10 protein-coding genes and 1 pseudogene are annotated in these 12,376 nt (G+C 68.5%); 6 read left to right on the forward strand and 5 right to left on the reverse strand.

The features are described from left to right. Window position 1: 1 nt before the first annotated feature. From arcC to AC1DP1_RS09950, 4 genes are all read left to right on the forward strand, one after another. Window positions 2-928 carry a carbamate kinase gene (gene arcC / locus AC1DP1_RS09935; protein ID WP_457192321.1) on the forward strand — a complete coding sequence of 309 codons (927 nt, stop codon included), beginning with the start codon at window positions 2-4 and terminating at the stop codon, window positions 926-928. Continuing rightward, window positions 925-2,187, forward strand: a complete 1,263-nt coding sequence (locus tag AC1DP1_RS09940) for an arginine deiminase (RefSeq protein ID WP_457192319.1) — start codon at window positions 925-927, stop codon at window positions 2,185-2,187. The genes arcC and AC1DP1_RS09940 overlap by 4 nt, the downstream gene beginning before the upstream one ends. Before the next feature lie 177 nt (window positions 2,188-2,364). Further along, the gene (locus AC1DP1_RS09945; RefSeq protein WP_457192315.1) at window positions 2,365-3,912 is read left to right on the forward strand and encodes a Na+/H+ antiporter NhaC family protein; all 1,548 of its coding nucleotides are present in this window, start codon (window positions 2,365-2,367) and stop codon (window positions 3,910-3,912) included. Then, window positions 3,905-5,398, forward strand: a complete 1,494-nt coding sequence (locus AC1DP1_RS09950) for a YfcC family protein (RefSeq protein WP_477506726.1) — start codon at window positions 3,905-3,907, stop codon at window positions 5,396-5,398. Before AC1DP1_RS09945 ends, AC1DP1_RS09950 begins: the two co-directional genes overlap by 8 nt. Before the next feature lie 115 nt (window positions 5,399-5,513). Here AC1DP1_RS09950 and AC1DP1_RS09955 read toward each other — a convergent pair whose 3' ends face one another. The 3 genes from AC1DP1_RS09955 to AC1DP1_RS09965 all read right to left on the reverse strand — a co-directional run bounded on the left by AC1DP1_RS09955 (window position 5,514) and on the right by AC1DP1_RS09965 (window position 7,815). Continuing rightward, on the reverse strand, window positions 5,514-5,810 hold the full coding sequence (locus AC1DP1_RS09955; RefSeq protein ID WP_477506727.1) for a hypothetical protein: 297 nt from the start codon (window positions 5,808-5,810) through the stop codon (window positions 5,514-5,516). A gap of 224 nt (window positions 5,811-6,034) precedes the next feature. Continuing rightward, entirely contained in the window at window positions 6,035-7,198 is a 1,164-nt protein-coding gene (locus AC1DP1_RS09960; protein WP_477506728.1) for a peptidoglycan-binding domain-containing protein, read from the reverse strand. Between the two features lie 23 nt (window positions 7,199-7,221). Next, window positions 7,222-7,815, reverse strand: coding sequence for a DUF1269 domain-containing protein (locus tag AC1DP1_RS09965; RefSeq protein WP_477506729.1), 594 nt, complete (start codon window positions 7,813-7,815; stop codon window positions 7,222-7,224). 404 nt (window positions 7,816-8,219) lie between these two features. Between AC1DP1_RS09965 and AC1DP1_RS09970 the strand changes: the two are divergent. Further along, window positions 8,220-8,354 (forward strand): annotated as a pseudogene (locus AC1DP1_RS09970) (DUF3500 domain-containing protein); the annotation flags it as partial. A 26-nt stretch (window positions 8,355-8,380) separates the two neighbouring features. On the opposite strand, the gene AC1DP1_RS09975 reads toward AC1DP1_RS09970, so the two are convergent. Continuing rightward, complete coding sequence (locus AC1DP1_RS09975; RefSeq protein ID WP_477506730.1) at window positions 8,381-9,838, reverse strand: MFS transporter; 1,458 nt, start codon at window positions 9,836-9,838, stop codon at window positions 8,381-8,383. A 153-nt stretch (window positions 9,839-9,991) separates the two neighbouring features. Between AC1DP1_RS09975 and AC1DP1_RS09980 the strand changes: the two genes are divergently transcribed. Next, window positions 9,992-10,774, forward strand: coding sequence for a TetR/AcrR family transcriptional regulator (locus AC1DP1_RS09980; protein WP_477506731.1), 783 nt, complete (start codon window positions 9,992-9,994; stop codon window positions 10,772-10,774). Between the two features lie 170 nt (window positions 10,775-10,944). On the opposite strand, the gene glnA is transcribed toward AC1DP1_RS09980, so the two are convergent. Then, on the reverse strand, window positions 10,945-12,366 hold the full coding sequence (gene glnA, locus AC1DP1_RS09985) for a type I glutamate--ammonia ligase (RefSeq protein ID WP_477506732.1): 1,422 nt from the start codon (window positions 12,364-12,366) through the stop codon (window positions 10,945-10,947). Window positions 12,367-12,376: the final 10 nt, after the last annotated feature.

Below are 12,376 nucleotides of genomic sequence, written 5' to 3' on the forward strand. Positions count from 1 at the left end.
GATGCGCGTCGTGGTGGCTCTGGGTGGCAATGCGTTGCTGAAGCGCGGTGAGCCGATGACCGCGGAGAACCAGCGCGCCAACGTGCGGGTGGCGGCACCGGCCCTGGCCGCCGTCGCGAAGGAGCACGAGCTGGTCCTCTCCCACGGCAACGGCCCCCAGGTGGGCCTCCTGGCGCTGCAGGCGGCGGCCTACACGGAGGTCGACGCCTACCCCCTCGACATCCTGGGCGCGCAGACGGAAGGGATGATCGGCTACGTCCTCGAGCAGGAGCTGGGGAACGTGATGCCGCCCGAGGCGCCGCTGGCCACGATCCTGACGATGGTGGAGGTCGACCCCGCGGACCCGGCGTTCGAGGATCCGACCAAGTTCGTGGGCCCGATCTACACGAAGGCTGAGGCCGACGCGCTGCAAGCCGCCAAGGGCTGGGTGTTCAAGCCCGACGGTGACAGCTGGCGTCGGGTGGTCCCGTCACCCGAGCCACGCCACATCTTCGAGATCGACCCGATCCGATGGCTCCTCGAGCACGACGTCGTCACCATCTGCGCAGGAGGAGGTGGTGTGCCGACCATGTTCCTCGACGACCCCGCCCACACGCTCGTCGGTGTCGAGGCAGTCATCGACAAGGACCTCGCCAGCGAGCTGCTCGCCCGCGAGGTCTCGGCCGACCTCTACGTGATGGCCACCGACGTCGATGCTGTGTACGCCGACTGGGGGACACCACAGCAGCGGGCTCTGGGACGCGTGACGGCAGAGGAGCTTCGCCGGGCCGAGTTCCCGGCCGGCTCGATGGGACCGAAGGTCGACGCGGCGTGCCGCTTCGTCGAAGCCACCGGGGGGCGCGCCGCGATCGGCGCGCTCACGCAGATCCAGCAGATCGTCGATGGACAGGCGGGCACCCAGGTGGTGCCCGGGACGGAGGAGCGATGACGGGGTTCGGAGTCCACTCAGAGGTCGGGCGCCTGCGACAGGTGATGGTGCACCGCCCGGAGCTAAGTCTCCAGCGGTTGACGCCGTCCAGCCACGACGCCCTGCTCTTCGACGACGTGCTGTGGGTCGAGCGCGCCCAGTACGAGCACGACCAGTTCGTCGCGAGGATGCAGGAGCGTGGCGTCGAGGTCTTCCTGCTCCAGACCCTCCTCGCGGAGTCGCTGGCCGCGAGCGACGAAGGCCGGCACCGCCTGATCGAGGTGGCTGCCTCCGAGTACACCGTAGGGCTGTCCCTGGTGGACGAAATACGCGCCGGACTGGCCGCGATGGCGCCCGACGTCCTCGCCACCCACCTCATCGGCGGCCTCACCGTGGCCGAGTCCGGGCTCGACCTGGGGCAGTACCGATCGCGCTCGCTGCCGGCCGCGGCGCTGGACGACGAGAGCATGTTCGTGCTGCCACCCCTGCCGAACACCCTGTTCACACGCGACTCCTCTTGCTGGATCTACGGCGGTGTCTCGATCAACCCGATGTTCTGGCCCGCGCGCCGGCTCGAGGCCTACAACGTGGCTGCGATCTACCGTTACCACCCGATGTTCCGGGACGCCGAGTTCGAGTACTGGTACCCGCACCTCGGCGACGACGGGCGCTTCGAGGCGCACGACTTCGGTCGCTCCTCCCTCGAGGGTGGGGACGTGATGCCGATCGGCAACGGGACCGTCCTGATCGGGATGAGCGAACGTTCCCAGGCCCGGATGATCGAGCAGATCGCAGCAGCGCTGTTCGAGAAGGGGGCGGCCGAGCGGGTGATCGCGGCGGTCATGACCAAGGACCGGGCGCACATGCACCTCGACACCGTGTTCACGATGCTCGACCGGGACAAGGTGACGGCCTACCCCTCGGTGGTGAGTGGCATCCGGGCGATCAGCCTGCGACCCGGCAGCAACGGGCAGCGGTTCCACGTCACCGAGGAGGAATCGTTCCTTGCGGCTGTGGCCGATGCGATGGGCGTGCCCCGGCTGCGGGTGGTGGAGACCGGCGGCGACGCCTACCAACAGGAACGCGAGCAGTGGGACGACGGCAACAACGTCGTCGCCCTGGAACCGGGCGTCGTGGTGGCCTACGAGCGGAACACGTACACGATCGCCAAGATGCGCGAGGCCGGTGTCGAGGTCATCACGATCGAGGGATTCGAGCTCGGAAAAGGTCGCGGAGGCGGGCACTGCATGACGTGTCCGTTGACACGGGACCCGGTGTGAGGTGATCGGCGATGCCTCGTGAGCTGCCCCGCTGGGTGCTTGTCGTCGTCCTGCTCGCGTGCGTAGTCGCCCTCGTCGTGTGGGCGCGCGGGACCGAGCACCACCGGGGCATCTTCGAGGGTGCTCTCGGTGCCGGTGACGCTCTCGCACAGGGGCCGACAGGCTGAGGTGGCGGCGATGTCCGATCCCCCTGCCGCGCCCACGGCTGGACGCATGCGGCGCCCGGGTCCGCGGGCCCCCACCATGCTCGATGCCGTGCTGCCGATCGTCGTGCTGATCGTCATGCTCGCCATGACCATCTACCTGTTCGGGATCGACGCCACCAACGGGCCGCTCCAGGTGGCGTTGCTCCTGAGCGCCGCGTTCGCCAGCCTGATGGCGTTCAAGAACGGCTACACGGTCGCGGGTGTCGCCGACGCCGCGGTGGGCGGCGTCACCTCCGCGGTGGGGGCGATCTTCATCCTCCTCGCCGTCGGGGCGCTGATCGGCACCTGGAACATGGCCGGGACCATCCCCACCATCGTCGACTACGGCATCCGGCTCGTCAGTCCGTCGTGGTTCTACCTCACCGCCGCAGTCGTCTGTGCCCTGGTCGGGATGGTGACCGGCAGCTCCTGGACCACGGTGGGCACGCTCGGCGTCGCCTTCGTCGGGATGGCGAACGTCATGGGGCTCGACGACGCCATCGCTGCGGGCGCCGTCATCTGCGGCGCCTACTTCGGCGACAAGATGACTCCGCTGTCGGAGACCACGATCCTCGTCCCCCAGCTCGTCGGCGGTGGGCTCACCGTCGGTGAGCACGTCCGCAACATGTTCTGGACCGCCGGACCGGCGCTCGGCATCAGCCTCGTCATCTTCCTCGTGCTGGGGTTGAACGCGGACCCTGAGGCAGTGCTCAGCACCGACGTGGCGCGAGAGGCACTGGCCGCGGCCTTCAACATCGGCTTCGTGAACCTGCTCCCGCTGCTGCTGCTGGTGGTCTTCGCGGTACTCAAGTTCCCGCCGTTCCTGTCCATCCTGGGATCCGCGCTCTTTGCCGGCATCCTCGCGCCGTTCACCCAGTGGGAGGCGGTGAAGGCATTCGTGGCCGATCCGTCCCTCGGCCCGGTCGCCACGTCGATCGAAGCCATCTTCCGCGCCATGGCGACGGGGTTCGTCAGCAGCTCGGGGGTCGAACCCATCGACGAGCTCTTCACCCGTGGCGGGATGGCCAGCCTGCTGAGCACGATCTGGCTGGTGCTCGGCGCCCTGTCCTTCGCCGCGGTCATGGAGCACGCGGGCTTCCTCCAACGCCTGCTCGACCCGATCGTGTCGCGAGCCAGACGGCGCGGGTCGCTGATCGCCTCGGTCAACGGCAGCGGGATCGGCCTGAACGTGATCGCCGGGGACCAGTACGTCGCCGTTGTGCTGCCCGCACGCACGTTCCGCACCGAGTTCGCCCGCAGGGGGCTCGCACCTCAGGTGCTGAGTCGGGCGGTCGAGGACTCCGGCACCGTGACCTCGGTGCTGGTGCCGTGGAACACCTGCGGTGCCTACATCTCAGGAGTTCTCGGGGTCTCCACCGCCGCCTACTTCCCGTTCTGCTTCTTCAACCTGCTCAGCCCGTTGCTCGACATCATCTACGGCTACATCGGTTTCAAGGTGCCCCCGGCCGAGGGCCCGTGGGAGGACGACGCCACGACTGCCACGCTGCCCGCCGTTCCTCGAGGAGACCGTCATGACTGAAGCGACCACCGCCCCTCCGGCCGAGCCGAAGCGCGGCTTCAAGCTCCCCTCGGCCTACACCATCCTGTTCGCCCTCATCTTCCTCATGGCGCTTGCGACCTGGCTCATCCCGGCCGGGGCCTACCAGCTCGACAAGGAGGGAGCCCCGATCCCGGGAACGTACAGCGAGGTTGACGGCGACCCGCAGCGCATCCTGATCGACTCCTTGACCGCCCCCATCAACGGGCTCTACGGGATCGAGGACGCAGACGGGAAGATCAGCTACTACAACACCGGTGTCCTCTTCGGAGCCATCGACGTCGCCCTCTTCATCATCGTGATCGGCGGCTTCCTGGGCGTCACGATGCGTACGGGGGCCATCCAGACCGGCATCGGACGGCTGGTCGCGCGGCTCCGCGGCCGCGAACGCTGGATGATCCCCATCCTGATGATGGTCTTCGCCCTCGGCGGGTCGACGTACGGCATGGCCGAGGAGAGCCTCGCGTTCTACACCCTCGTCATCGCGGTCATGATCGCCGCCGGCTATGACGCCCTGACCGGCGCAGCCATCGTCCTCCTCGGGTGCGGCATCGGCACCCTCGGCTCGACGATCAACCCCTTCGCGACCGGCATCGCCTCCGGATTCGCCGGCGTCTCCATCAGCGAAGGCCTGCTCTCCCGGCTGATCATCCTCGTGGTCGGGCTCGGGGTCGGGATCTTCTTCGTGATGCGGTACGCCGAACGTGTCAAGGCGGACCCCACCAGATCGGCAGTCCGAGACATGCGCGTGGCCAACGAGGCCCACTTCAGCGTCCAAGGACACACGGACGAGGCCGTCATGACCAGCCGCGACAAGGTCATCCTGACCGTGTTCGGTCTGGCCTTCGTCATCATGATGTACGGCGTCATCCCCTGGCAGGACATGGGCATCGGGATCCCCACGCTGTGGTGGTGGTTCCCGGAGATGACCGCGCTCTTCATTCTGTTCTCGGTGATCATCGGACTGATCGGACGGTTGAGCGAGACCGACCTCACCGACTCGTTCGTCAACGGCGCCCGCGACCTGCTCGGAGTCGCGTTGATCATCGGCATCGCCCGAGGAATCACCGTGGTCATGAACAACGGCGGGATCACCGACACCGTGCTGCACTGGGCCGAGCAGGCGGTCGAGGGCCTCGGCCCCGTGGCCTTCGTGATCGTGGTGTTCCTGATCTTCCTGCCCCTGTCGTTCCTCATCCCCTCCTCGTCCGGCCTCGCCACCGTTTCGATGCCGATCCTGGCGCCGCTCGCAGCCTTTGTGAGCGTGGAGGCGGACCTGATCGTCACTGCATTCCAGAGCGCGTCGGGCCTGATGAACCTGTTCATCCCCACCTCCGCGGTCGTGATGGGCGGCCTGGCCATCGCCCGCGTGCCCTATGGCACCTATCTGCGCTGGGTCTGGCCGCTGCTGGCCATGCTCGCGGCGCTCGTCATCGTCGTCCTCGGCCTCGGAGCACTCATTGCGTGACCACGGCGCCGGGGGAGGGGACCACACGAAAGCCGCATGAGGCTTTTCGTCCGCCGAAACACGTCGAAGTGGCGAGCGGACGTCCCGAGGCCGTCCACGCCACGACCGCTAGCGCCTACTGGGCGCGTGGCAGCAGCCCGCTCAACTCGTCAGACATGCGGTCCACACCTGGACGGCGGCGGCCCGATCCGGCGATGCCGAACTTTGCCGTGGACATCGTCACCTGAATGGTCCCTGGCGCAACTTCCTCGCACTGGGCATGGACCTTCTCGCCGACCATCAGCAAGAACCTCCCCGAGGTGAACATCACGGTGCCCGTGCTCACATCGCCGGACAGGTACTGGAACCCCGTACGCCGCGCAGCCTCCAACAGCGCGGCGAAGACATCCGACGGCCTCGCCTGAAAGGTCATTGACCGCGAACTCTCACTACTCATCTGCCCAGCATGACAGGGCGCAACGGTGAAGACCCTGGGCGCGGCTGCTGCCGACCACTGTCACCGCAGGGTCCCACGCCTCATGTGATCGCACTTCGTCGTCCGCTCCTCGCCCGGATCGATCCGCGGAGGGACCTACTGGACCATCCGCAGCGCTGCTCAGGAGTGAGCGGCAGTCGACAGGAGAGCGCACGCGATGTTCAGTCCGACGAGGTCTCGGCGTCGTCGGGCTCGACGTCGGGCTCGACGTCGTCGGATGCTCCATCGTCCTCGGACGGCGATGCGGTCGGCGTGGCCTCGGGCTCGTCCGCCTCCGTGATCGCGCGTTCCAGGGCGGCGATCGTGGCAGCGTCGACCGTGCCCGTCGTCTTCACGCCGAGCTCGGCCTGGAACGCCTTCAGCGCCTCGGTGAGGGCAGGGGTCCACTCGCCGTCGACCGGCCCGGTCCAGAAACCGGCGAGGCTCAGGGTCTGCTGTACGGCTGCGGTGGTGGCGATCGACTGTTGCTCGGCAGCGCCGCCCTGCGCCGCCAGGTCGGACTGCAGCGCCGCAGCGGTCGCCGTGTCGACGGCTCCCGTCGCCGGCAGCCCGTGGGACTCCTGGAGGGACCGGACCGCCTCGACGGTCGCAGGACCGTAGACGCCGTCCACCTCGTCGGTGTAGTGCCCTGCGAGCGCGAGGGACTCCTGAAGCGTCGCGGTGTAGTCGCGCACCGCTGTGGCGGCCTGCGCCTGCTGCTCGTCGGTCAGGCAGCCCACCTCCGAGAAGAGACGGAGCCACGACATCTCGAGCGCCACGGCGGCCGCGTTGAGCTGCTGGCCGGCCTGCTCCAGGGGCGTCTGGTCGCTGATGCCGTCGACGGCGGCGTCGAGGTCGGCCTCGGCCTGCCGCACACGGTCCGCGGATGCGGGCGGGACCTCGGGGACCAGCACCGTGGCGGTGCTGGTCGGCGTGGGCTTGGGCGACGTGCCCCTCGCCTCGGCGAGCGCCGCCTGGGCCTGCACCAGGTCCTCCTCGGCCGTCACCACGTCCTCCCGGGCGGCAACCGCACTCTCTGCCCCGGCCGCGAGGTCCTCACCGGGCTCGGCGAGATCGGCACCGGCTTCCCGTGCGTCCCCGACCGTCGGCTTCGTCGAGGCCAGTACGTCGCCGTACCGGTCCAGGGCCACGACGTAGTCCCTCGTCTGGTCGCAGAACTCGGAGGCCGCCACCTCCGCCGCATCCCGCGCGCCCACGAGATCGTCCTGCGCAGCCGCTACCCGGGCCTGCGCCCGCTGTACCTCGTTGTCGCCGTCGCTGTTGCCGTCGTCACCGCATGCGACCAGGACCAGGCACGCGCAGGCAACGCCGACCGGAGCTCGCACGGAAAGTCCCCACATGGCAGGGGCTACTTCCCGGAGGAGGTGTCCTTCGCGGCCTTCTCCTCAGCCTCGGCCTCCTTGGCCGCGGCCTTGATGTCCTCGGCCGCCACCTTGTCGACCGTCCGCTCCACGACCGCATCGGCCAGGGCGAGCGCCTCGCGGATCTTCACCGCCCTGGGGTCGGAGACGAGAGCCACGATTCCGGAATGGCCGGGTGCGATCGAGTCCTGSAGGTCCTCGGCCAGCTCGTGGCGGTGCCGCAGCTGGCGGATCTTGCCGGCAGCGGCTCCGGTCGAGCCCAGGACGGCCGCGCTTCCCAGGATCGAGGGCGGGAAGATGATCCCGAGCGCGATGCCGCCGACGAGTCCCCACCGGAGCCCGGACCGGGTGCTGTGGTCGGTGGACTTCTGGATGTCCAGCTGTCCGTCCTCACCGCGCTTGACCACGACGACGCCTTCGATGGCGACAGTGCGACCGTCCTCGACCGACTTCAGGTCTTCATAGGCACTCCATGCTGACTCGGTGTCCGCGTAGTCGGCGACGACGAGGGCGTAGGCGCCATCCGTCACGCCGGTGACGATGTCGGCATCGGGTCCGTCCGGGCCCTGGTTCTCCGTCATGACTGCTCCTTGCTCATTTCGAGGTGCTTGGCTGGTGGGTCGCTCCAGGCGGCGATCGCGCCGGTCCGATCGCTGTGCCGCCCGGCGACCTGCATGGTGGCTGGGCTCACCTCGACGATCGTGGCAGCCAGGACCGTGCGGAGGGTCACCCGCTCCGGGCGAACGCGGACGGCACGTTCCGGCGCGGCTCATCGCGCAGTGCCTCTCCGTCGAGGGCTACGCCCAGGTCGTCCAGGTCATGTCGCTGGAGCACGTCCTGCGCGAGCTCACCGACGCGGACCGCGAAGCGCTTCGGTGCGTGAAGGGTCTGCCCTGGCCGGCGTTGCGTATCCGGTCCATCTCCCGTCCCACCTGTTCGGGCTTGAGCCGCAGGAGGAACGCCGCGACGAGACTTCCGCCTCGAGGGTCCGGTGACCCTCGTCGAGTTCGACAACACCGAGGACGACGCCAACCACGTCCACTGTGTGTGGCGCGAGCCCACCAACGACTTCGGTGTCGACATCCTGGCGCAGCACCGGGCGGCCCAGCACGGCTCCTGAGGCGCTGGGCCGGGGCCTCGGCGACGTCAGTGCGCCTCCTCCACCGAGCGGGAGTCGGTGAGGGTGAAGGCTCCCCAGCCGGCGACCAGCCCGACGATCACCGCGAGGGCGGCGTAGATCACCTGCTCGCCGTGGAAGAACGAGGCGACCAGGTCGCTGCTCCACGCGCCCGCCGGGAGGGTCGAGGTGACGAGGGCAGCGATCAGGGTGCCGACGACGGCGGTGCCGACGCTGGTGCCGACCTCCTGTGCGGTGTCGTTGAGCGCGGTGCCGATCGAGGTGCGGTTGGCGGGCATCGCGTCGACGAGCGCCACGGCGCAGATCGTCATCACGGTGCGCAGCCCGACCGTGAACGTGACCAGGAAGACGGCGATCGCGGCGTAGCCGTGGTCGACGCCCCACGAGAGGCCGGCGAGCGAGCCGGCGAGCAGCCCGGCCCCGATGAGGCAGGCGATCCGGTGGCCGAAGCGCTTGCCGAGTCCCTCGGAGATCGGCGTGGCGAGGATCATCGTGAGGATGAGCGGGAGGTTCGCCAGGCCGGCCTTCATCGGGCTCCAGCCGTAGGCGTACTGGTAGTGCAGGATCAGCCCGAACATCACCCCAGCCATCGCGATGGACGTGCCGACCTGCGCGATGGCCGCGCCACGGACGGTGCCGTGGGCGAACAGCCCCAGGTCGAGCATCGGCTGGGCCGTACGACGCTCGTGCCGGACGAACGCGGCCAGCGCGAGCAGCGCACCGACGGCCGACCCGACGGTCACGAGCGAGGTCCAGCCGTGCTCGACGCCGCTGGTGAGCGTGTAGCAGCCGAGGCCGATCGCGGCGATGCTGAAGACGGCGCCGAGGAGGTCGAGCCGGTCGGTCGTGAGGTCCCCCGGGCGGTCCGCCGCGACACCGGTCCGCACGCCGATCCAGGCGATGAGGGCGATCGGAGCGTTGACGACGAGCAGCCACTCCCAGCTCACGTGTGCGAGGACGGAGCCGCCGAGCACCGGGCCGAGGATGAAGCCGCTCATCCCGACGACGATCATCAGCGTCATCGCGCGCATCCGCAGGGCCTGGTCGTCGAAGAGCCGGAAGACCAGCGAGTTCGTGATCGGCGCCATGGCGGCGGCTGTGAGGCCGAGCGCGGCGCGCAGCGCGATGAGCTCGCCGGCTGTCTGCACGAGCACGACGAGGAGGCTGATGGTTCCGAAGGCCGCCAGGCCGACGAGCAGGACGCGGCGACGGCCGATCCGGTCGGCCATCGAGCCGGCCGTGAGGAGCAGGCCGCCGAAGGTGAGGGAGTAGGCGCCCGTGACCCACTGGAGCGCGGTGATGCCGCCGCCCAGGTCGCGGCCGATGGTCGGCAACGCGATCGTGAGCAGCGTGTTGTCGACCATCTCGACGAAGAACGCCAGGCAGAGCGCGAACAGCGGGATCCACGCCGCCCGGAGGGAGGAGTAGGTACGGGCCGGCGCGGGCTGGACGGTGAGAGCAGTCATGGGAGGCACCTCCTTGAAAGGGTGGCTGTGGGTGTCAGGTGTCGGTCCGAGGATCGAACGCTGTACCATTGTCGTACAACGTTCGATAATATAGAACACCGTTCGATGGTTCGGCAAGACCACGACGGCCGACGAGGTGATGGGATGGGTCACATGGCTGGCAAGAGAGCCGGAGGCCACGCGCGCTCCGCACCCGGACGACCCGACGAGCACGTACGCCCCCAGCGCGGCGGAGGCCGCGAGGCGCGGGAGGCGGGGCAGGGTGGAGGTCGCCGTCGCGCCACGCATTCGATGGAGGCCGTGATCTCCGAGGCGGTCGCCCTGCTCGACGAGGCCGGCGACTCTGCGCTGACCTTCCGCGCCCTCGCCGCGCGGCTCGGCGGGGGAGCGGCGAGCATCTACTGGTACGTCTCCAACAAGGACGAGCTGCTCGACCGGGCAAGCGACCACATCGTCGCCCAGGTGCTCGCCGACACCGCAGGCTTCCACGGCTCCGAGGACCCGATCGACGACCTACGCGGGATCGCGGTGACCCTCTTCGACGCCATCGCCGACCGGCCCTGGCTCGGCGCCTACTTCATGCGCGACACCGAGGTGCAGCCGAACGCACTCGCCCTCTATGAACGCCTCGGCCAGCAGGTCCTCCGGCTCGACCTCACTCCCAAGCAGTCCTTCCACGCAGTCTCAGCGGTCATGGGGTTCGTCGTGGGGATCGCCGCCGACCTCGGCCAGAAGCCGCCGGCGGAGGTGGCCGAGAGTTCCGTCGAGCGAGACGAGCACGTCGAGCGCTTCGCCGACCAGTGGCGCGCCCTCGACCCCGCCGAGTACCCGTTCGTGCACCACATCGCCGAGGAGTTCGCGAGCCACGACGACACCGAGCAGTTTCGCGCCGGCCTCGACCTGCTGCTCGCCGGGCTGCGGCTCCAAGCCGGCTGACTGCGAACTGGCCCCTAGTGGCTTGCCCGTTGGAGCCAGTAGTTCTCCATGCCACCTCCATGCCACAGGACAACTGAAAACGTCCCAAGACAACCGAAGGTGTCTTGGGACGTTTTCGCAGGTCAGGCGCTGTTCAGAGGGCGAACCCGCTGGTGAGCGCTGAGCGTGGCTCAGATGTCGTAGTAGAGCTCGAACTCGTGCGGGTGCGGGCGCTGCTGGACCGGGGCGATCTCCTGGGTCCGCTTGAAGTGGATCCACGTCTCGATCAGGTCGTCGGTGAAGACACCGCCGGCCGTCAGGTAGTCGTGGTCCGCCTCGAGGGCCTCGAGCACCGCGTCGAGGCTGGTCGGCACCTGGTTGATGTCGGCCATCTCGTCCGGCGGCAGCTCGTAGATGTCCTTGTCGATCGGCGCTGCGGGCTCGGTCTTGTTCTGGATGCCGTCGAGGCCGGCGAGCATCATGGCCGCGAAGGCGAGGTAGGGGTTGGCCGACGGGTCGGGGAAGCGGGCCTCGACGCGCTTGGCCTTCGGGTTGGCACCCGTGATCGGGATGCGCACCGAGGCGGAGCGGTTGCGCGAGGAGTAGACCAGCGAGATCGGCGCCTCGAACCCAGGCACGAGGCGGTGGTACGAGTTCACGGTCGGGTTGGTGAACGCGAGCAGCGACGGGGCGTGCTCGAGGATGCCGCCGATGTACCAGCGGGCCATGTCGGACAGGCCGGCGTAGCCGGTCTCGTCGAAGAACAGCGGGTCGCCGTCCTTCCACAGCGAGGAGTGGATGTGCATCCCCGAGCCGTTGTCGCCGAAGATGGGCTTCGGCATGAAGGTGACCGACTTGCCCTGCTCCCAGGCGGTGTTCTTGATGAGGTACTTGAACTTCATCACGTCGTCCGCTGCCTTCAGCAGCGTGTCGAAGCGGTAGTTGATCTCCGCCTGGCCGGCGGTGCCGACCTCGTGGTGGGCACGCTCGACGTGCAGTCCGCACGCCTCGAGGTTCTTGACCATGTCGGCGCGCAGGTCGCTGTAGTGGTCGTACGGCTCGACGGGGAAGTAGCCGCCCTTGAGGCGGGTCTTGTAGCCCTTGTTCTGGCCGTCGTCCTTGCCGGAGTTCCACCAGCCCTCGACGGAGTCGATGTGGTAGTACCCCTCGTTCACGCCCGTGCTGTAGCGGACGTTGTCGAAGATGTAGAACTCCGCCTCGGGAGCGAAGTAGGCGGTGTCCGCGATGCCGGTGGAGTCGAGGTACGCCAGCGCCTTGCGCGCGATGTTGCGCGGGTCGCGGCTGTAGGCCTCGCCAGTGATCGGGTCGTGGATGAAGAAGTTGACGTTGAGGGTCTTGCTGCGCCGGAACGGGTCGAGGTACGCCGTGGTCGGGTCCGGGAAGAGCGCCATGTCGGACTCGTTGATCGCCTGGAAGCCGCGGATCGACGAGCCGTCGAAGCCGAGGCCGTCGTCGAAGACGCTCTGGTCGAAGGAGGAGGCCGGGACCGTGAAGTGCTGCATCACGCCCGGCAGGTCGCAGAAGCGGACGTCGATCATCTCGACGCCCTCGTCCTTGATGAACTTCAGGAGCTCATCGGAGTTGTTGAACATTCGGTTCCTC

This window comes from Nocardioides sp. P4_G10 (assembly GCF_056401175.1).